Source organism: Streptomyces sp. YJ-C3 (genome assembly GCF_053891275.1).
In genome coordinates this window covers 3,950,021-3,969,795 of the sequence record NZ_CM132685.1, presented here as the reverse complement: position 1 = coordinate 3,969,795, position 19,775 = coordinate 3,950,021, and the positions used below count along the sequence as shown (strand labels likewise).

The 19,775-nt window shown below is 71.8% G+C and carries 21 protein-coding genes; 11 read left to right on the top strand and 10 right to left on the bottom strand.

Going from position 1 to position 19,775, the window contains the following annotated elements:
• Positions 1-17: 17 nt before the first annotated feature.
• Positions 18-1,403 carry an FAD-binding oxidoreductase gene (locus ACVHNB_RS17480; RefSeq protein ID WP_428950224.1) on the bottom strand — a complete coding sequence of 462 codons (1,386 nt, stop codon included), beginning with the start codon at positions 1,401-1,403 and terminating at the stop codon, positions 18-20.
• 143 nt (positions 1,404-1,546) lie between these two features.
• On the opposite strand from ACVHNB_RS17480, the gene ACVHNB_RS17475 reads away from it, so the two are divergent.
• A complete protein-coding gene (locus ACVHNB_RS17475; RefSeq protein WP_428950225.1) occupies positions 1,547-2,416 on the top strand; it encodes a SigB/SigF/SigG family RNA polymerase sigma factor in 870 nt (289 codons plus the stop codon).
• Positions 2,417-2,441: 25 nt separating this feature from the next.
• On the opposite strand, the gene ACVHNB_RS17470 is transcribed toward ACVHNB_RS17475, so the two are convergent.
• Complete coding sequence (locus tag ACVHNB_RS17470; protein ID WP_428950226.1) at positions 2,442-2,891, bottom strand: ATP-binding protein; 450 nt, start codon at positions 2,889-2,891, stop codon at positions 2,442-2,444.
• Positions 2,892-3,057: 166 nt separating this feature from the next.
• Here ACVHNB_RS17470 and ACVHNB_RS17465 point away from each other — a divergent pair, with 166 nt between their 5' ends.
• Positions 3,058-5,013: a hypothetical protein gene (locus ACVHNB_RS17465; RefSeq protein WP_456228548.1), complete on the top strand. Its 1,956-nt coding sequence runs from the start codon at positions 3,058-3,060 to the stop codon at positions 5,011-5,013.
• 497 nt (positions 5,014-5,510) lie between these two features.
• Positions 5,511-6,884, top strand: coding sequence for a cryptochrome/photolyase family protein (locus ACVHNB_RS17460; RefSeq protein WP_428950228.1), 1,374 nt, complete (start codon positions 5,511-5,513; stop codon positions 6,882-6,884).
• Here the strand turns inward: ACVHNB_RS17460 and ACVHNB_RS17455 are convergent.
• Positions 6,859-7,851 carry a MerR family transcriptional regulator gene (locus tag ACVHNB_RS17455; protein WP_428950229.1) on the bottom strand — a complete coding sequence of 331 codons (993 nt, stop codon included), beginning with the start codon at positions 7,849-7,851 and terminating at the stop codon, positions 6,859-6,861. The two genes, ACVHNB_RS17460 and ACVHNB_RS17455, sit on opposite strands and share 26 nt — an antisense overlap.
• Positions 7,852-8,006: 155 nt before the next feature.
• On the opposite strand from ACVHNB_RS17455, the gene ACVHNB_RS17450 reads away from it, so the two are divergent.
• Both ACVHNB_RS17450 and ACVHNB_RS17445 read left to right on the top strand, forming a co-directional pair.
• Positions 8,007-8,624 (top strand): RNA polymerase sigma factor, encoded by a 618-nt coding sequence (locus ACVHNB_RS17450; RefSeq protein ID WP_428950230.1) that lies wholly within the window; start codon positions 8,007-8,009, stop codon positions 8,622-8,624.
• 166 nt (positions 8,625-8,790) lie between these two features.
• Entirely contained in the window at positions 8,791-10,023 is a 1,233-nt protein-coding gene (locus ACVHNB_RS17445; RefSeq protein ID WP_456228547.1) for a GNAT family N-acetyltransferase, read from the top strand.
• A gap of 23 nt (positions 10,024-10,046) precedes the next feature.
• Here ACVHNB_RS17445 and ACVHNB_RS17440 read toward each other — a convergent pair whose 3' ends face one another.
• The 4 genes from ACVHNB_RS17440 to ACVHNB_RS17425 form a co-directional block, all read right to left on the bottom strand.
• Positions 10,047-10,421, bottom strand: a complete 375-nt coding sequence (locus ACVHNB_RS17440; RefSeq protein WP_428950232.1) for a peptidase inhibitor family I36 protein — start codon at positions 10,419-10,421, stop codon at positions 10,047-10,049.
• Positions 10,422-10,460: 39 nt separating this feature from the next.
• Complete coding sequence (locus tag ACVHNB_RS17435) at positions 10,461-10,943, bottom strand: hypothetical protein (protein WP_428950233.1); 483 nt, start codon at positions 10,941-10,943, stop codon at positions 10,461-10,463.
• 42 nt (positions 10,944-10,985) lie between these two features.
• Complete coding sequence (locus tag ACVHNB_RS17430; RefSeq protein WP_428950234.1) at positions 10,986-11,345, bottom strand: hypothetical protein; 360 nt, start codon at positions 11,343-11,345, stop codon at positions 10,986-10,988.
• A gap of 104 nt (positions 11,346-11,449) precedes the next feature.
• On the bottom strand, positions 11,450-11,863 hold the full coding sequence (locus ACVHNB_RS17425; protein WP_428957428.1) for a hypothetical protein: 414 nt from the start codon (positions 11,861-11,863) through the stop codon (positions 11,450-11,452).
• A 246-nt stretch (positions 11,864-12,109) separates the two neighbouring features.
• On the opposite strand from ACVHNB_RS17425, the gene ACVHNB_RS17420 reads away from it, so the two are divergent.
• Positions 12,110-12,607, top strand: a complete 498-nt coding sequence (locus ACVHNB_RS17420) for a mycothiol transferase (RefSeq protein WP_428950235.1) — start codon at positions 12,110-12,112, stop codon at positions 12,605-12,607.
• A 4-nt stretch (positions 12,608-12,611) separates the two neighbouring features.
• Here ACVHNB_RS17420 and ACVHNB_RS17415 read toward each other — a convergent pair whose 3' ends face one another.
• On the bottom strand, positions 12,612-12,908 hold the full coding sequence (locus ACVHNB_RS17415; RefSeq protein ID WP_428950236.1) for a DUF1905 domain-containing protein: 297 nt from the start codon (positions 12,906-12,908) through the stop codon (positions 12,612-12,614).
• 218 nt (positions 12,909-13,126) lie between these two features.
• Between ACVHNB_RS17415 and ACVHNB_RS17410 the strand changes: the two genes are divergently transcribed.
• Positions 13,127-14,836 (top strand): chitinase, encoded by a 1,710-nt coding sequence (locus tag ACVHNB_RS17410; RefSeq protein WP_428950237.1) that lies wholly within the window; start codon positions 13,127-13,129, stop codon positions 14,834-14,836.
• A gap of 113 nt (positions 14,837-14,949) precedes the next feature.
• Positions 14,950-15,087: a hypothetical protein gene (locus tag ACVHNB_RS17405; protein WP_428950238.1), complete on the top strand. Its 138-nt coding sequence runs from the start codon at positions 14,950-14,952 to the stop codon at positions 15,085-15,087.
• 24 nt (positions 15,088-15,111) lie between these two features.
• Here the strand turns inward: ACVHNB_RS17405 and ACVHNB_RS17400 are convergent, their stop codons facing one another.
• Both ACVHNB_RS17400 and ACVHNB_RS17395 read right to left on the bottom strand, forming a co-directional pair.
• Entirely contained in the window at positions 15,112-15,552 is a 441-nt protein-coding gene (locus ACVHNB_RS17400; protein ID WP_428950239.1) for an OsmC family protein, read from the bottom strand.
• A 52-nt stretch (positions 15,553-15,604) separates the two neighbouring features.
• Positions 15,605-16,465, bottom strand: coding sequence for a GntR family transcriptional regulator (locus ACVHNB_RS17395; RefSeq protein ID WP_428950240.1), 861 nt, complete (start codon positions 16,463-16,465; stop codon positions 15,605-15,607).
• Positions 16,466-16,650: 185 nt separating this feature from the next.
• Here ACVHNB_RS17395 and ACVHNB_RS17390 point away from each other — a divergent pair, with 185 nt between their 5' ends.
• The 3 genes from ACVHNB_RS17390 to ACVHNB_RS17380 are packed head-to-tail and all read left to right on the top strand — an operon-like array spanning position 16,651 to position 19,761.
• Positions 16,651-17,922, top strand: a complete 1,272-nt coding sequence (locus tag ACVHNB_RS17390) for an extracellular solute-binding protein (RefSeq protein ID WP_456228546.1) — start codon at positions 16,651-16,653, stop codon at positions 17,920-17,922.
• A gap of 37 nt (positions 17,923-17,959) precedes the next feature.
• Positions 17,960-18,928, top strand: coding sequence for a carbohydrate ABC transporter permease (locus ACVHNB_RS17385; protein WP_428950242.1), 969 nt, complete (start codon positions 17,960-17,962; stop codon positions 18,926-18,928).
• Positions 18,925-19,761 carry a carbohydrate ABC transporter permease gene (locus ACVHNB_RS17380; protein WP_456228545.1) on the top strand — a complete coding sequence of 279 codons (837 nt, stop codon included), beginning with the start codon at positions 18,925-18,927 and terminating at the stop codon, positions 19,759-19,761. The genes ACVHNB_RS17385 and ACVHNB_RS17380 overlap by 4 nt, the downstream gene beginning before the upstream one ends.
• Positions 19,762-19,775: the final 14 nt, after the last annotated feature.

Sequence of the window (19,775 nt, the reverse complement as noted above, 5' to 3'; positions counted from 1 at the left end):
GGGGAAGGCCGGGGCGATCAGTCCTCGCCGACGACCTTCCCCGGGTTGAACAGGTCCAGCGGATCGAGGGTCTGCTTCACGGCGCGCTGGACGGAACAGACGGCGGGTCCCAGTTCGCTGCGCATGCCGCCCCGCTTGAGCAGCCCGACGCCGTGCTCGCCGGTGACGGTGCCGCCCGCGGCGATCGCCGCCTGGAGGAGCTCTTCGAAGGCGGCCTGCGCGGCGACGCGGGCCGCCTCGTCGCCGGGCTCGGTGATCAGCAGCGGATGCAGGTTGCCGTCCCCGGCGTGCGCGATGGTGGCGATCCGCACACCGTGCCGGCGGCCGATCTTCTCGATGGTGGCGAGCATCTCGGGCACCGCCGAGCGGGGCACGCAGAGGTCCTCGGTGAGGACGGGCCCGAGCCGTTCGAGCGCGGGATAGGCGAGGCGCCGTACGTCGAAGAGCGCCTCGGCCTCGACCGCGTCGGTCGACTGCTCCGCCCACAGCGCACCGGCCTCCCGGAAGGCGGCGGCCACCGCGTCGGCCTCGGCGGCGCCCGCGTCCCCCGGGGCGTCGATGCGGGCGAGCAGCATGGCCTCGGCGCCGGGTTCGATGCCCAGGTGCTTCCAGTCCTCGACGGCCTCCATGCAGGCGCGGTCGAGCAGTTCCAGGGCGGCGGGCGCGAGCCCGCGGCGGGTGACGAGGGCGACCGCGGCTCCGGCGGCGACCAGGCTGTCGAAGTTGCCGACGACCGTGCGCGGTTCGGCGGCGGGCGCGGGCCGCAGCCGCAGCGTGATCTCGGTGATGACGCCGAACGTGCCCTCGGAGCCGACGAAGAGGCCGGTCAGGTCGTAGCCGCTGACGCCCTTGGTGGTGCGCCGGCCGAACCGGACCCGGCTGCCGTACTCGCCCGCCGGGCCGCCCATGACGACCTCCAGGCCGAGGACGTAGTCCCGGGTGACGCCGTACTTGAGACAGCACAGGCCGCCCGCGTTCGTCGACACGTTGCCGCCGATCGTGGACCAGGGGGCGCTGGCCGGGTCCGGCGGGTACCACAGGCCGTGCTCGGCGACGGCGGCCTTCAAGTCGTTGTTGACGACCCCCGGTTGGACGACGGCGAGCAGGTTCTCCGCGTCGATCTCCAGGATGCGGTTCATCCGGGAGACGTCGAGGACGACACAGCCGTCGACAGCGTTGGCACCGCCCGACAGGCCGGTGCCCGCGCCCCGGGTGACGACGGGTATCCCCCGGGCCGCGCACGCCCGCACCACCGCCTGCACCTCCTCGGCGGAGCCGGCACGCACCGCCGCGAGCGGCCGTCCCACGGGCGCCCACTCGGCGTCGTCACGGCCGAGCGAGGCGAGCACGTCCGCGTCGGTGACGAGGGTGCTGCCGGGAAGCACGGCCGCCAGTTCGCGCACCGTGTCTGCTGTTTCTGCCGTGTTGATGTCGTACCTCCAGAACGAGTGTGCATGACCGGCCAGTTCGCGGGTAACTGCCGAACACCATGATGGAACAAGGCTGTGCGTCGCCTCACGGCGCGGGAGGGATGGTGGCAACCACCATGAGCGGGACGGACGTCACTGCGGACAGGACCCGGACCACGGATGGTGAGACGTCTCTTCACTACATCGCGGACCCCACCCAGGTGGCACCGCTGGACGCGCGGGAACTCTCCCGGCACTTCTTCCGGCGGCTCGCGGAACTCGAGGAGGGCACCGAGGAGTACCAGTACACCCGTAACACCCTGATCGAGATGAACATGTCGCTGGTCCGCTTCGCGGCGGGGCGTTTCCGGCACCGCGGCGACGACATGGAGGACATCGTCCAGGTCGGCATGATCGGCCTGATCAAGGCGATCGACCGGTTCGAGATCTCGCGCGAGGTCGAGTTCACCTCGTTCGTGCTGCCCTACATCACCGGCGAGATCAAGCGGTTCTTCCGCGACACCACGTGGGCCGTGCACGTGCCGCGCCGGCTGCAGGAGCTCCGGCTCGAGCTGGCCAAGGCGCGCGAGGAACTGTGCAGCCGTCTGGACCGCGATCCGACGACCGCCGAGCTGGCGACCCTGATGGACCTGCCGGAGTCCCAGGTGGTGGAGGCCCAGCTGGCCTCGAACGGTTACACGTCCGCGTCCCTCGATGCGGCCCTGACCACGGACAACGGTCAGGACGGCGAGTCGGTGCTCGCCGACTTCATCGGGGTGGAGGACGAGGCGATGGAGCTGGTGGAGGACTTCCACGCGCTCGCGCCTCTCGTGGCGCAGCTGCCCGACCGCGACCGGCAGCTGCTGCATCTGCGCTTCGTGGAGGAGCTGACCCAGGCGGAGATCGGTGAGCGGCTCGGCTACTCGCAGATGCACGTCTCACGACTCATCAAGCAGCTGATCGCCCGGCTGAAGTCCGGGATGCTGGCGGGCACCGACCTCGTGTGACCCGCCCGGCGAACCGGGGCCGTCCTCACGTCGGGAGTGTGAGGACGGCCCTGACGCGTTTGCCGACCGGGACGCGTTCGACCGTGACGTCGGCGAGGGTGTCCACGATCTCCAGGCCGTGCCCGCCGATCCGGGACGGGTCCCGCGGGTAGCGCAGCGGGACCCGGGCGCTGCTGTCGTAGACGGTGACGGCGATCCGCTCCGCCGTCCCCTCGAGCTCGAGGACGTACGGGCCGTGGCTGTGCCGGTCCGCGTTGGTGACGAGTTCGCTCACGACGAGCAGGACATCACCCGCGGCCCGTCGGTCCACGGGAACGCACCACTCCTGCGTCAGCTGCGCCAGAAACGTCTCTGCGAAGCTCCGGGCCTGCGCTATGCAGCCCGGCTCGCCGGAATAGTGCGTCACCCGCCGCAGCGGCTCGACAGGTGCGTCGAAGCCAGTTGGGATCACTGTCCCGTCCATGTACTCGATCATCCGTGTCTCTCTCGACCAGGCCTGCTTCTGTCGATCAGGCCCCCGCAGCCTTGCTGATACCCCGCGTGGGGCGCGGCAGTCCTGTGGATCCCCGTGTGACTGTCCTACGGTCCGGTCGTTTGCAGGGCTGAGCACGTTTCGTACTTCGACGCGGGAGAACCCGACCATGCCAACCCTTCGCCGCGGCCGCCCGGCCCTGCGCACCCGGATAGCCGACGACCGGGCCGAGGCCGCCCTCGTCGAGCAGTACACCGCGTTCGTCCGGCTCGCCTATCTGACCCTTCCCGCCTCGCTGTCCCGGCACCGACGGGTGCTCATGGCCCACGCGGCGGCCCAGGCCGCACTGCCCGGGACCCGGCCGGCCCGGGTGCCGGGCCCGCGGACGGCGGGTGACGGCCCAGGTGGCCCGGAGGACGTCCTGCGGGTGCGGGTGCTGCGCGCCGCCCTCGCCGGGGCGCACCGCCCGGCCGGCTGGCCCGCCAGGCTGCCGCCGCCCCGGACGCTGCTGCCGCGGCTGCCCGTGGTGTGGGGGCTGCGCCTGTTCCCGCGGGCCGGCGGCGCCGAGGAGATCGCGCTCGGGCAGGCGCTGTCCGGCGCGTCGGCTCCGGCCCGGGCCGCGTTCGTCCTCCGCAAGATCGACGGCTTCACCTCCCGGCGCGTCGCCGACCTCTTGGGCGCGGCCGGGGTGCAGGCCCCCGAGCGGGCCGTGCGGGAGGCGGCCGGTCTGGACGCCGATGCCGGACCGGCCGCCGAGGCGCTGCTGCGCTCCCAGGAGTTCGACGCCTGCTCGGTGCAGACCCGGCCCACGGACCTCGTGCGGCGCACCCGACGCAAGCGGCTGGTCCTGGCCGTCGGCGCGCTGGCCGCGGTGTCGGCGGTCGTCCTCGTCCTGCCGGGCGGCAGCCCCGTGGAGCGCCCGGAGGTCCGGTCGAGCACGGCGGCCAAAGGGATCCTCGACTCCGCCCGGCTGACCCGCACGGCGCCGGACGCGTGGGCCGACACCTCCCGGGTCGACTTCACGGCCTGGCCCGCCCGGGGCGACCGGGCCGACGACGAGGCGCTGCTGGCCCGGGCGCTCGATTCCTGGGGCACCCGCTCGGACGCGGTCCGGGTGACGGCCACGCCCGGCACCCCGACGGACGCACCGCCCCGCACACCCCAGCTGCTCTTCGCCGGAGGTGTCGACGGGCACGACGTCGTGCTGCTGAGCGACGGCGACCGGCTGGCCCGCTACAGCGAGCCGGACGGCAGCGGGCGCGCCGCACTCGACCTGGCCCGCGTCGACGACGCCGACGTGACCACCGCGGCCGCGGTGGTCCTGTCCCGTCGCGACGGCTCCGCGCGGTATCTGACGGCTCCGTGGATCACCGAGGCGACCACACGGGATCTGCTGCGACCCGACACCCCGGGCCGGCCGCTCGATCTCTCGGACGACGGCGTGACCGATCCCGTTCCGGTCGCCCCGGCGACGGGCTGCGACCGGCGGCCGGTGATGCAGTTGCGGTCCTCCTCGCGGATCGTGGAGCACCACGCGTTCATCGTCGCGGATCTCGGCGGGCTCTCGCCGGTGCACCTCACGTACACGCCGCTGCCCGGCCACGGCACGCCACCGGCCCGCCAGCCCCGCGAGGCGACCAGCACGCAGGCCCTGCTGGTGTGGGCGCGGTCCGCCTGCCGGCTGGAGCCCTGGCGCGGCGGCGCGGTGCGCGCGGTCAACGCGTGGGACTTCGCCGAGCAGGATCTGCCCGAGGGCGGCGGCCACGCGGTGTGGACGTGCGCCCGCGCCTCGACCTGGCGCGGCCCCGGGGACGTGGCCCTGCTGCTGCGGCCCCCCGCCTCGTCGACCACCGAACCCGCCCGGCTCGTCGGGACGGCGAGGAACACGGCCGCCTGCAGCCGGTTCGGGCAGCACGTGGTGGCCTCCGGTCGGTGGAAGTCGCCGAAGGGCCACTGGTACCTGGTGGCGGCGGGCAGCCGCGCGGTCACCGGGATCTCGGTGGGCGGGGCGGTCGATGCCGCCCGGTCCGGCCGGTCGCTCGCCGTGCGCGCGCCCGAGCGGGGTGCCGTACGGGTGACGGCGCGGCTGGACACCGGGGAGAAGCTGAAGCAGGTCGGCTACTGACACCAGTGAGCCCCCGTCCGCGTGAACGGGGGCTCACTGTGTGGCGGTCGGCTCGCCGCGCTGCCCTGGCGCGGGCCGACGCCCGGGTCAGCCGGGTACCTCGGCGTCCCCGGCCACCACCAGGAACGTGTCCGAATCCAGGTCCATCACCACCCTCGCGGACCGTCCCTGGGCACGCAGCCGTGCGGCGTACTCCTCCGCCGGCCAGGATCCGCGGGGCGCCCCCGCGGGAAACCGTCGCAACACCTTCGCCCGCATTTCGCCGGCACCTCCACACCGTCGACACCGCACGGACGGTCCCCGCCCGGTGACCGTCCGTCGTCCCTTGAGCTGCGCTTGCCCCCTCCTGGGGTGATCATGCACGGATGCCCCTGCTGCCATGGAATACATGCATCCGTGCACGTCCCAGGGCCGGAAGGGACTGAGGGAACGGCTGAGCACGCTCGGCCGGACCCCGTTCCCCGAACAGCCCCCCTCGATCAGCCAGGAGTGATTCCGTGCGTGTCCGTGTCGTCCTGTTCACCTCGGACCTGCGGGTCCACGACCACCCGCCCCTGCGGGCCGCTCTGAACGCGTCGGACGCGGTGGTGCCGCTGTTCGTCCGGGACGCGGGGATCGACGCGACCGGGTTCCCCGCTCCGAACCGGGAGGCGTTCCTCGCCGACTGCCTGCGTGATCTCGACGCGGCGCTACGGGAGCGCGGCGGGCGGCTCGTGGTGCGGTCGGGGGACATCGCGGAGGAGGTCGCGAAGGTGGTGACCGAGACGGACGCGTGCGCGCTGCATCTGGCGGGAGGCGTGAGCGCCTACGCCCGCCGTCGTGAGGAGGCGCTGCGGGCGGCGCTGCACGGCATCGGCTGCGAGGTGATCGCCCATGACGCCGTGGTGACCTGCGTGCCGCCGGGTGCGGTCACCCCGGCGGCCAAGGACCACTTCGCCGTGTTCACGCCGTACCACCGGCACTGGGCGCAGCATCAGACGCGCACGGTGGGCCGGGCCCCGCGCGCCGTCACCGTGCCCGACGGCATCGGCTCCGAGCCGTTGCCCGAGCGCGGCGCCGTCCCCGGGGTGTCACCGGGTCTCGCCGAGGGCGGGGAGCAGGCGGGCCGGGCGCGGCTCACCGCCTGGCTGCGCTCCGGGATCGCCGATTACGAGAACCGGCACGACGACCTGCCGGGCGACGCGACCTCCCGGCTCTCCCCCGATCTGCACTTCGGCACGGTCAGCCCGGTCGAGGCGGTCACCCGGGCGCGGGCGGCGGGCGGTTCCGGCGCCGAGGCGTTCGTCCGGCAGCTGGCCTGGCGGGACTTCCACCATCAGGTGCTGGCCGCCCGCCCGGCCGCGGCGCACGACGACTACCGCACCCACCACGACCGGTGGCGCTCCGAGCGGTCGGCGGGCGAGGAGATCGACGCATGGCGGGAGGGGCGCACGGGATATCCGGTGGTCGACGCGGGAATGCGGCAGCTGCTGCACGAAGGCTGGATGCACAACCGCGCCCGTCTGCTGACAGCGAGCTTCCTCACCAAGACGCTGTACGTCGACTGGCGGGTGGGCGCCCGGCACTTCCTCCACCACCTCGTGGACGGAGACGTCGCCAACAACCAGATGAACTGGCAGTGGATGGCGGGCACCGGAACGGACAGCCGCCCCAATCGGGTGCTGAATCCGGTGACGCAGGCCAAGCGCTACGACCCGGACGGAGCGTATGTGCGGCGCTGGGTCCCGGAGCTGGCCGGGCTGGACGGGCCCGCGGTGCACGAACCGTGGAAGCTGAGCGGCAAGGACCGGGCCGCGTACGACTACCCGGAGCCGCTGCTGGAACTGCCCGACGGACTGGCCCGGTTCAAACGGGCTCGAAGCGTGCGGTGAGCTCGGGGTAGAGCCGCTCGATGCGGGTCAGGGCATCCGGCAGCGACGTCGGGCGCAGGGTGCCGCGGACCGTGTGCCCCGCCCAGCCGGGTCCGCCGAGCATCACGGCGGACCTGCCGCGGGCCCCGCGCACGCCCCATCGGGTCTCGGCGAGGTGCCTGGCCAGCGGCACGCTCGCGGTGGACCGGGCCTGCGCCCACAGGACGACGACCCGCGGCCCCGTCCTGCGCACGGCCGCCGTGACCGCCTCGACGGGCACGGCCGCTCCGAACATGCGCTGGGGCAGGCCGATTTCGTCCAGCGCCGCGCTGAGCGCCTCCAGCGGCAGTGCGTGCTGTTCGGCCGGCACGCAGGCCAGCACGACGGGCGGGGCGGCGACGGTGACGGGCGCGACGCTGCCGCGGTGCAGGATGCGCGCGACATGCCAGGACAGCAGGTGTTCGACCTCGACGTAGCGGTCGCCCGCCTCCTCCCACTTACGGCCGATCGCGTGCAGCACCGGCGCCATCACGTCCTGCCAGGCCCCGACCAGGCCGTGCCGCGCCACCGCCTGCGTCAGCAGTTCGTGTACGGCTGGTGCGTCGAGGCGCGTGGCGGCGCGCGCCAGACCGCGCCGCTGCCGTTCGAGCGTGGTCTCCGGGAGCCGGGCCGGTTCCCGGCGCGGCTGCGGGAGGACGACGGGAAGGACCGGGTCCTGGCGCTTGCGGGCCATCTGCGCGGCCTCGGCGGGCGGCAGTCCCGTCGCGGCGAGGCGGCACATCTCCTCGACGACCGCGATGTCCTCCGCCGACCAGCGGCGGTGGTGGCCCTCGGACCGCGTTGCGGGTCCGAGCCCGTAGCGGCGGTCCCAGGTGCGCAGGGTCGTCGGTGACACTCCCAGGCGCCGGGCGAGGGCGCCGGTGGTGACCCCCGGTTCCGTCGCTACGTCGCCGTGCGCGTCTCGCGTTGTGTCCCGCTCCTCGTCCATCGGCTCACGATACGACGCACAAACGATGCGAGTTGCCGTTCGGCCGTACGGGTTTCCAGGATGACCGGTCCGTGGACGGAGACGCGGCCCATCCGTCCACTTCCGTTCGGGAAACGTCACGTTCGGGTACGGGCCGAGGAGTTGACGAGGCACCGATGAGCACAGCGGTCCGGCCTGTTACGCCGGGGGTGTACGAGTCGCCCGAGACGGGAGCTCGGACGGACGCGGCACAGCTGGCGGACCTGTACCGGCGATGGTCGCCTCTGGTGCTGCGGCTCTCCCGGCGGGCGTTGGGCGACACGTGTGACGCGGAGGACATCACCCAGCAGGTGTTCCTCGCCGCATGGCGCGGACGGGCCGGCTATCGTCCCGAACTCGGTTCCCCAGCCGCGTGGTTGACGGGGATCACCCGGCATCACATCGCGGACGCGCTGGCCTCGCGCAGCCGCTGGGCGGCCGTGCTCGACGGGGTGACCGCCGAGTGCACGGTGGTGGTGGAGGAGACGGAGGCGGCGCTCGACCGGGTGCTGGTGTCCCAGGAGCTGGCGCGGCTGCCGGTGCCCCAGCGCACGGTCCTGTGGCTCGCGTTCTACGAGGATCTGACCCAGCCGCAGATCGCGGACCGCACGGGGTGGCCTCTGGGTACGGTCAAGAGTCATGCCCGGCGCGGCATGCAACGGCTGAGTGCGCGCCTGCGGGAGTGCAGCAGAAATCGCGGCGCGGGCGCATCCGCCCCGGGCAGGATGCCGGAAGTACCTGACAGGCTTGTGTGACGCATCCTCGCAGTCGGACGGCGGGGTGGCCCGGCCCCCGCCGCCTGCCCGTCCTCGACGGAGTCGGCGCCGCCGAGGCCTGTCGCCGTGGGCGGCGCCCCATGGCGCTGCCCACGGAGGCCCCACGGGCGGCGCGAGAGGCAGCTCCCCGTTAGGGTTTGTGATCATGAATGCCCGATCCGTCCAGATCCGTGAGCTGCCCGAATCCGACATCGAGCGCGCCCTCGCGCTCGCCTACCTCGTCTTCCACGAATCACCGGAGGACGACCGGCGCAAGCACCACCGTGAGACCCTGGCCGACCTTCTGCGCATCGGCGCCTACGACGGTGACGATCTGATCGGGTTCGCGGCGGCGCACCCCTTCACCGTCTCCGTGCCGGGCGGCGGTGAACTCCCCTGTCCCGGCCTGACGTTCGTGTCGGTGGCGCCGACGCACCGGCGGCGCGGCGTGCTCTCCGCGATGATGGGCGAGCTGTTCGCCCGCTGTGCCCGGCAGGGCGCGCCGCTCGTCGCCCTGTGGGCGTCGGAGGCGTCGATCTATGGGCGGTTCGGCTTCGGCGCGGGCACGTACGGCGCGACCGTGGAGATCGACTCGCGGCGTCCACTGGCGCTGCGCATCGCGCCCGACCCCCGCCCCCTGCGCCTGGTCGACCCGGAGTCGGCCCCCGCGCTGCTCGACCCCTACTTCGAGAGCACGCGTGCGCACCGGGCGGGCCGGCAGGCGCGTACGGAGGCCTGGTGGCGCGACGAGTGGCTGGTCGAGAAGGACGAGGACGACGACGACATGTCGCCGCCCCGGGTGGTCACGCTGGGCGACCCGCTCGCCGGGTACGCGATCTACCGGACCAAGGCGGGTGACGAGGACGCGAACACGCCGGGCCTGGTCCGCGTCGACGACCTGGAGGCCGATGGTCCCGAGGAGGCCGCCGCGCTGTGGAGCTATCTGACCGCGATCGACCTGACGGGGAAGGTGCGGGCCTGGGTCCGGCCGCTGGACGATCCGCTGCTGCTGTTCGCGGCGGACCGGGACCAGGTGCGGGTGACGGGCTCGTTCCCGTCGCTGTGGGTGCGGCTCGTCGACGTGCGGGCCGCACTGGCGGCACGCTCCTGGGCGGCCCCCGTCGACGTGGTGCTCGCGGTCCGTGACGAGCAGCGGCCGGACAATGCGGGTTCGTACCGGCTGATCGCGTCGCCGGACGGGTTCTCGTACGCGCCGACCGGGGACGCGCCGGATCTGTCGCTGGAGGCGCGCGACCTGGCCGCCGCCTACATGGGCGCGACGCCCGTGCGGTCGCTGGTGCAGGCGGGGCTGGTCACCGAGCACACGCCGGGCGCGGCGTCGATGCTCGACGCCGCGCTGTACACGGAGCTACTGCCGCACACGCCCGACGGGTTCTGAACTCCCGCCGCGGCGCGGGGCGTTCAGCAGCTCATCTTCCAGGTGTGGGAGTCACCGCTGTCGTTGCCCCAGCCGTCGGACGGGATCTCCTGCCCCGGCGCGAGACAGACGGTGCCGAAGCCGACCCAGCCCGGGTTCTCGTAGACCTGGACGTGGTCCTTGATACCGGGTCCGGAGATGCCGTGGTTGGCCCAGGAGGAGTCCTCGTCCTGGATGCCGGGCTCCCAGTCGCCGTCGTCGCCGGACCAGTTCCAGCGCTGACCGGAGTAGTCGGCGTCGGTCCAGGCGCAGAACTCGCCGCTGGGGCACTGGGCGGCGTACGCGGTCGTGGTGACCGCGGCGCCGCCGAAGGCGATGACGGCGGCGGCGAGCAGGGCGAGGGGGTGCTTCAGGGTCATGTGTCTCCTTGTGGTGTGTTCTTCGGCTGGTGCCGTGTGTCAGCGGTGGCCGGCGGCATGCAGCACGCGGGCCGACGCATCGAATGCGTGCGCCTTCAGCCGGCGCCATTCGGTGACCTCGGCTCGGTGCCGCGCCCGCACCGAGGCGAGGCTGCGCTCCCGGTAGGCGGCCTCGGGCCGGAGGTTGTTGACGACGGTCGAGACCTGGAACCAGCGCTTCTCGTCCCCGTAGAGGCTGCGCTGGGCCGCGGCCAGGCAGCCGTCGGTGTGGGCGCGTACGGGGACGCCGTTGGCGAGGGTCAGGGACAGCTCGGCGGGCGGGCGACCGAACAGGGCGGCGGCGACGCGCTGTTGTTCGTCGGCGCTCACCCCGCGCTGCCCGGGCCGGGGCGGGGTGAGCCCCTGGCGGGTGAGGCAGCGGTCGGTGAGGACCTGTTGTGCGGCCCTGATGGTGTCGTCGGGCGAGAGAGCCGGTGGTGCGGGGCGGCCCGCGCACCCGGTGAGCAGGAGCAGGCCCGTCACGAGGGCGAGCCTCCACGGCCGTGGTCGGGATCGCATGGTCGGTCAGCCCCGCTCACAGCCCATGGTGTTGTCGCTGACCCCGTCGATCTTCTGTGCCCACTCCCAGTTCTCGGAGTAGTCGTCGCGCCGGATCTCCCGGTAGAGGCAGTTGGAGGCGGTGTAGCTGATGGCGTAGACGCTGCCCGCGACGCGGGACTCGAAGGAGTAGGCGTGACGCTGTGTGCCGTTCTCCGCCTCGGCGTAGCCGGGTGGCCCGTAGCACCAGGCCTGGCCGTGCTGGCCCGGCTCGGTCCAGAAGCAGACCTGGCCCGGACCCCCTGCCGCCTGGGCGCCGGTCGCGCTCGGCACGAGGGCGGCCGCGAGGGCCAGGAGCGTGACGGTGAGTGCGGACGTGCTCTTCATTCAGGCGGCCCCGAGGTGGTCGTGATTACCGTGCGTGACCACACTCCCCGGGTGTTCGCTCAGGCAATCGCCGCTTCACTCGTGTCGGTTACTAGTCATGACTGTCATACGGAGGCGTGGGTCCGGGCGCGCGCGGCCGTGCGGGCCATGCGCACGGCGTCCACGGACTCGGCGAGGAGCTCGTACTCGGTGGTGTCGTCGCGGGTGGCGACGCGGACGAGCCGGCCGCCCGCCAACTCCTCGGCGACGCACTCCTGCTGAGCGGTGTCCGCGCACCAGGCCCGCAGCAGGTCGGGCACGTCCGGGGTGTCGTCGCCGATCGGCATCAGGGCGCCCTCCGGCACGTGCGACAGTCCGGGGCGGGGGTCGAGCCGTTCGGCGATCCAGGTGGCACGGTCGCGCAGCCACCACAGGGCGAGCGGCAGGGTGGGGGCGCGGTAGGTACCGAGCGGAACTCCGACGCGCCGTCCACCGCAGATTCCGTACGCGGTGACGTGGCACAGGAATTCGTCGTGCACGATCTCCCCCATTGCCTGGCACCATTGATCACTAACTGGTCGGTAATTGATCAGCGATCCGATCCCGACGGCCGCGCCGATCAAGGTCATTGATCCGCGATATGCCGCATCGAACAAAGTTCAACCGTCTCACCCGACGAGTATCGGCACTTCGTGCGCACTGTCACCATGCTTTTCGCGCCAGTCTCCTGGCATATTCGGGCGCTCCGTTGGCCGAAATGCAGACGGTCGACGAAACTGCACCCCATGCACTCACACGACGTACTCATCGACGGCTACGGCCGCATTCAGGAGGAAGTGCACGCGGCGGTCGAGGGCCTTTCCCCCGACGATCTCCACGCGCGCCCCGGCGGCGCGAATTCCGTCGCCTGGCTGATCTGGCATCTCACGCGCGTGCAGGACGACCATCTCGCCGATGCGGCCGGGTTCGAGCAGGTCTGGCTCGCGCGGGGCTGGGCCGACCGGTTCGGCCTGCGCCTGCCGGCGACGGACACCGGATACGGCCATACGTCCCAGCAGGTCGGCCAGGTGAAGGTCGATTCCGGCACGCTGCTGCTCGGCTACTACGACGCGGTCCACGAGCAGACGCTGGGCTTTCTGGGTGACCTGAAAGACGCCGCGCTCGACCGCGTCGTGGACGAGAACTGGGACCCGCCGGTGACCCTGGGCGTGCGGCTCATCAGTGTGCTGTCGGACGACCTCCAGCACGTGGGGCAGGCCGCTTACGTGCGCGGACTGCTCTGAACGCTCAGGAAAGCCGCTCCTCCAGCAGGACGGTCACGGTGTCGCCCACATCCTTTCCGATCGCGCGTCGCACGTCCGCCTTCACGGGAAGTTTGTGGCGGCCGTCGCCGAGGGCCATGAAGGAACTGCGGAAAGGGTGCCCGTCGACGGTGCCGCGCACCTTCACCAGTCCGCGCGTACCGAAGAACGCGGCCGCTTCGGGCCAGACGACGTAGGTCCATCCGCCCGGGTTCGGGCTTTTCTCCAGCACGGCGCTGAAACGCTTGTTCAGCGCCGTCGCCGCGTCCGGGCGCGCTGCCATGGTGACCTCCGACGGCCGGTGTGCGGCGGGGCCTCCTGCCCCGCCCCCTGCTACGACCTTGCCGCGCGGCGGGACTCGTCGCACTCCACGAGGCCGGGGACTTCCGCGGGCCGGGCACTCCAGAGGTCTTGACAACTCGATTGGCCTGGACCAATTCTGACGCACAGCGGTGGCCACCGTTCACATCCGCCCTTCACCTCTCCCCCGGAGGCACTCCCGTGGACCGTGCACGTCATGGCAGACCCGGCGCCCGGCGCCGGCTCGGCGCCGCACTCGCCGTCACCTCGGCCGCGGCGCTCGGCGTCACCGCGCTCGCCGCTCCCGCCCAGGCCGCGGACGTCAACGTCGCCAAGAACGCCGGCTTCGAGTCCGATCTGAGCAACTGGACCTGTACCGCGGGCAGCGGCGCGACCGTCTCCTCGCCCGTGCACGGCGGCGCCAAGGCGCTGAAGGGCACCCCCGCGGGCCAGGACAACGCCAAGTGCACCCAGACCGTCGCGGTCAAGCCCAACTCGACGTACACGCTGAGCAGTTGGGTACAGGGCGGCTACGCCTACCTCGGCGCGAGCGGCACCGGCACCACCGATGTCTCGACCTGGACGCCGGGCAGCTCGTCCTGGCAGCAGCTCACCACCAGTTTCAAGACAGGCGCGAACACGACGTCGGTGACGGTCTACACGCACGGCTGGTACGGGCAGAGCCCGTACTACGTGGACGACGTTAGCGTCTTCGGACCCGACGGGGGCGGCGGCACCGACCCGGTGGTCGTTCCGGGCGTACCGGCGGGCCTCGCCGCGGGCGCGACGACGTCGTCCTCCGTCGACCTGTCCTGGACCCCGGTCTCCACGGCCACCGGCTACAACGTCTACCGGGACGGCACGAAGGTCGCCTCGGTCTCCGGTTCCTCGGCGACCGTCACCGGCCTGACGGCGAACACCTCGTACAGCTTCCAGGTCAGCGCGACGAACGCGGCCGGTGAGTCCGCCAAGTCGGCGGCCGTGACGGCGAAGACAGCCACCTCCGGGGGCGGCGGAGGCGGCGGCACCGTGCCCAAGCACGCGCTGACCGGTTACTGGCAGAACTTCGACAACGGCGCGACCGTGCAGAAGCTGCGGGACGTCTCGTCGCAGTACGACATCATCGCGGTGTCGTTCGCCGACGCCACGACCACCCCGGGGCAGATCACCTTCAACCTCGACCCGGCCGTCGGCTACGCCTCCACCGCCGACTTCAAGGCGGACATCGCCGCCAAGCACTCCGCGGGCAAGTCCGTGATCCTCTCGGTCGGCGGCGAGAAGGGCAGCATCTCGGTCAACAGCGACGCGTCCGCGACGGCGTTCGCGAACAGCGCGTACGCGCTCATGCAGGAGTACGGCTTCGACGGCGTCGACATCGACCTGGAGAACGGCCTCAACTCGACGTACATGACGAAGGCGCTGCGCCAGCTGTCGCAGAAGGCCGGGTCGAAGCTGGTGCTCACCATGGCGCCGCAGACCATCGACATGCAGTCGACGTCGGGCGAGTACTTCAAGACCGCGCTCAACGTGAAGGACATCCTCACCGTCGTCAACATGCAGTACTACAACAGCGGTTCGATGCTGGGCTGCGACGGCAAGGTGTACAGCCAGGGCTCGGTGGACTTCCTGACCGCACTCGCCTGCATCCAGCTGGAGGGCGGCCTCGACCCGTCGCAGGTCGGTCTCGGCGTCCCGGCGTCGACGCGCGGGGCGGGCAGCGGTTACGTGGACCCGTCGGTGGTGAACAACGCGCTCGACTGCCTGGCGCGCGGCACGGGCTGCGGCTCCTTCAAGCCCGCGAAGACCTATCCGGGGCTGCGCGGCGCGATGACCTGGTCGACCAACTGGGACGCGACGGCCGGTTCCGCCTGGTCGAACTCGGTCGGCCCGAAGGTGCACAACCTGCCCTGACCAGGCCGTGTCCGAATCTGCGCATCTGTGGGACACCTGACCCCACAGCCAAGACGCCCGTCTCCGCGGAGGCGGAAGCTGAGGAGTGCCGCCGGATCGTCCGGCGGCACTTCGTGGCGCAAGGCCCGAGTGAGAGCGTCCGGCATCTGGCCCGGCCGTTCCGCACGGAGACCGGGATGACGCCGGGGCAGTACGTCGAGTCGGTGCGCCTGGAGGCGGCGCGGTTCCGGTCGGCGGACGGGGCACGCTGAGCCGACCGGGCGCGGGACGCCCCGTCAGCCGCCCATGAAGAGCATCGTGCCGTCGGGGCCCAACGCCTCTACGCGCGCGCCGTGTTCGACGGTGCGGCTGACCGTGCAGTACTTCTCGTGGGTGAGCCGGATGCCGCGTTCCAGGGTCTCGGCGGCGCGGGTGTCGCCCTCGGGCAGGGCGAGTTCGTAGGAGACGCGCACGGCGCCGACGCGGCCGTCGTCCTCGGGCCGGGAGACCGACTCGACGACGATGCGCAGGGCGTCGTGGTCGACGGTGCGGGCGGTGCGGTCGACCACGAGGCCGCCGCAGCCGCCGAGCGCGGCGAGGAGGAGTTCGACGGGGGTGAACGAGGGCTGGGCCCCGTCGGAGTCGGCGGGAGCGATACGGACCTCGGCGCCGCGGTCGTTGCGGGCGGTCCAGTCGCGCTCGCCGTTGCGGACGGTTTCGATGCGGTAGTCGGCCATGGCGGAACCGTAACCAGGTCCGGGGCCCGCGCCGCGCAGGCGCCGGCGTGTGTCAGGGTGCCTGCTGGACATCGCCCCGGGTGGAGGAGGCGACGGTGTCGCGGTGCGCGAAGTCGCCGGGCGGGATGCCGGGGTGGTGGCCCGCCTCCGGGACGGCGACGGCCGAGGCGGTCGCCGTGGGGCCGAGGGTGAGGCGGGAGACGATGCGGTAGCGGTCGCCGCGGTACAGCGAGTGGACGTACTCGACGGGCCGCCCCGACGTGTCCGAGGTGAGCCGCTCGAAGAGCAGGGCGGGGGACAGTTCGGGGACGTCGAGGAGGTCGGCCTCGGCGCGGGTCACGACGGTCGGTTCGATGGCCTGGACGGCTTCGCGGACGTGTACGTCGTGGTGTTCGCGCAAATGCGCGTACAGGTCGCCGCTCTCCAGCTCCTGGGCGCTCAGGCCCGGGACCAGGTCGGCGCGGATGTGCAGGTGCTCGATGGCCATCGGCGCCCCGTCGACGAGCCGCAGTCGGGCCACGTACACGATCTTCGCGGCGGGTGAGAGGCGCAGCTTGCGGCCGACCCGGGCGCCCGCCTGGATGGTGGTGAACTCCAGCAGCCGGCTGGTCCAGGCCCCGGCGGCCTGGGGCACCGTCAGCGCCTCTTCCTGGGCGACGAGCTCCTGGGTGATCTTCTCCGGGGCGACGAACATGCCGCGGCCGTGTTCGCGGACGAGAAGGCCCGCGGCGACGAGTTCGTCGACGGCCGCGCGCAGCGTGGGACGCGAGACGCCCAGCCGGGCGCAGAGTGCGCGCTCGGAGGGGATCGCGTCGCCGGGGCGCTGCGACTCGATGAGTTCGAGGATGTGGTCGCGGACCCGCTCGCGCTTGAGCACCGCCCCCGGCGCGTCCCTGTTCGCGTCGGCGTTCACTTCCGCCCCCTCGTGCCGTACGACCAGTTGCCTTACCAGTTGACCACGGCCCGGGCTTGATCGACAACTACCCAGCATTTCCTGGGGGCTTGACGTGTCCAGTGGTCTATGCCAGCTTTCTCCACCACCAGAGGTCACCTGACCAGTTGCACAACTGGTCAGGTCCGGCGCCCCAGAGGTGAACCGTGAAGCTCCGCTTGCTCGCCGGTCTGTCCGCGCTCGTCGCGGTCGCCGGGCTCAGTGCCTGCAGTTCGTCCGGCTCCGGTGACGGGGAATCGGGTGACGGCGGGCGGACCACCATCGACGTGTGGCTGATGCGCGACAGCGTCTCGGCCGCCTTCCAGAAGGAGTTCGAGAAGGGGTTCGAGGCAGCGCACCCGGACATCGACGTGCGCGTCCAGATCCAGGAGTGGGACGGCATCGGTGAGAAGGTCACGGCCGCCCTCGCCAGCAACGACGCGCCCGACGTCATCGAGACCGGGAACACCCAGGTCGCCCAGTTCGCCCAGAGCGGCGGCCTGTTGGACCTGAGCGACAAGGTCGACGCGCTCGGCGGCAAGGACTGGCTGAAGGGCCTCGCCGAGCCGGGGGCGTACGAGGGCAAGCAGTACGGTATCCCGTACTACGCGGCGAACCGGGTCGTCATCTACCGCACGGACCTGTTCGAGAAGGCCGGCGTCGACGCGAAGTCGATCACGACGCGCGAGCAGTGGATCGACGCGACGAAGAAGCTCGACAACGGGGCGCAGCAGGGCATCTACCTGCCGGGACAGAACTGGTACGCCCTCTCCGGCTTCGTCTGGGACGAGGGCGGCGACCTGGCCACCGAGTCCGGCGGACAGTGGAAGGGCGCCCTGGACTCCCCCGAGGCGCTGCGCGCCATGGCCTTCTACAAGAAGCTGCAGGCCCTCGGCAAGGGCCCCAAGGACTCCGACGAGGCACAGCCGCCGCAGGCCGAGGTGATGGCCAAGGGACAGGTGGCGCAGATCATCAGCACCCCCGGCGGCGCCAACGTCGTCACCCAGAACAACCCCGAGCTGAAGGGCAAGCTGGGGTTCTTCCCGATCCCCGGCAAGACGGCCGGCACGCCCGGCGCCGTCTTCACCGGCGGCTCGGACCTGGTGATCCCGACGGTGTCGCAGCACCACGACGCCGCGTACACCTTCATCGAGGAACTGACCGGCGACGCCTGGCAGAAGAAGCTCGCCGTCGCGATGAGCTACGTACCGAACAAGACGACGCTCGCGGGCGCGGTGGCCAAGGACCCGGGTGCCTCGGCGATGGCGGTCGGCGCGGCCGTCGGGCACGCGACACCGAACACGCCGGGCTGGGCGGCCGTCGAGGCCAAGAACCCGATCAAGGACTACCTGACGGCGGTCCTCGCGGGCGGCGACGCGGCCTCGGAGGCGAAGAAGGCGTCCGACGCCATCACCGCGGCGATGAAGTCCGGATCCTGACCCTCTCCCCTCGTCACGACGGAAAGGAGTGAGCGCCGTGTCGGTCGTCCGCGAGCGGACCGCACCCCGCCCCCTCACCCGGCCGCCCCGGCGCCCACGGGACCCCGCCCGCCGCGCCACCACGTCCGGCGCCTGGCCGTACCTGCTGGTGGCCCCCGCCCTCCTCGGCATGCTGTACCTGCTCGTCTATCCGCTGGCCCGCACGGTCCTGATCTCCTTCCAGGACTTCGGGCTGCGCCAACTCATCCTGGGTGACGCGCACTTCACCGGCTTCGACAACTACACCACGCTGCTCTCCGACGCCCGGTTCTGGACCGTCGTACGCCGCACGTTCCTGTTCATGGCGGTCAACGTCGCCTTGATCATGGGGCTGTCGACGCTGGTGGCGCTGATGGTGGAGCGGCTCGGGCGGCTCTGGCGCACGGCCGTGCTCAGCGCGCTCGTGCTGACCTGGGCGATGCCGGTGGTCGCGGCGACGACGGTGTTCCAGTGGCTGTTCCACTCGGAGTTCGGGATCGTCAACCACGCCCTGACCGGCCTCGGGTTCTCGTCGTACGAGGGGTATCCGTGGCTGGCGCACGGGCCGGCGGCGTTCGCCATCCTGGTCGCGCTCGTGGTCTGGCAGTCGGTCCCGTTCGCGGCGATCACGCTGTACTCGGCACTCACCACGGTGCCGTCCGAGCTGTACGAGGCCGCTCGCATCGACGGCGCGTCCGGCGCCCGTATCTTCCGCTCGGTCACGCTGCCGATCGTGCGGCCGATCTTCATGCTGGTGCTGTCCCTCGAGGTGATCTGGACGTTCAAGGCGTTCGTGCAGATCTGGGTGATGACCCGCGGCGGCCCGGGCGACGCGACGACCATCCTGCCGGTGTACGCGGTGCAGACGGCCCTGGCCCAGCAGCGCTACGACCTGGGATCGGCCGCGTCGATGCTGACGGTGCTGCTCATGTCCGGCGTGCTCGTGGCCTACTTCCGGCAGATGTTCCGACAGGAGGCGGAACGGTGACGACCCCCCGTGCGCTGCGCCGCATCCCGATCCATGTCGCCGCGACCCTCACCGTGGTCGTCTGCCTCTTCCCCGTGTACTGGATGGTCGCGACGGCCTTCAAGCCGAGCCGCGACATCCAGTCCGAGCACCCCCAGCTGCTGCCGCAGAGCTGGACGCTCGACCATTTCCGCCGGGCGATCGACGCCGACGGGTTCGGACTGTTCTGGCGCAACAGCCTGCTGGTGACCGTGAGCGCGGTCCTGCTCGCGCTGCTGGTGGCGCTCGGCGCCTCGTTCGCGGTGGCGCGGATGCGCTGGCGCGGGCGGCGGCAGTTCATGCTCATGGTGTTCGTCGCGCAGATGGCACCGTGGGAATCGCTGATCATTCCCGTCTACATCATCTCGCGGGACACCGGGATGCTGGACCGGCTGCCGACGCTGACGCTGGTGTACTTCATGATGACGCTGCCGTTCACGATCGTGGTGCTGCGCGGTTTCATCGCGACGATCCCGGCCGAGCTGGAGGAGTCGGCGCAGGTCGACGGATGCACCCGGGTCGGCGCGTTCCGGCACATCGCGTTCCCGCTGCTGGCGCCGGGTCTGATGGCGACGTCGCTGTTCGGCTACATCACGGCGTGGAACGAGTTCGCGTACGCCAACTTCCTCATCATCAAGCAGCAGGACCAGCGGACGCTGCCGGTGTGGCTGTCCTCGTTCCACAACACGTTCGGCACCGACTGGGGCGCCACCATGGCCGCCTCCACCCTGTTCGCGCTGCCCGCGCTGATGATCTTCCTCGTGCTGCAGCGGCATGTCACGTCCGGTTTCGCGGCCGGCGCCGTCAAGGGCTGAGCCACCCCTGTCCG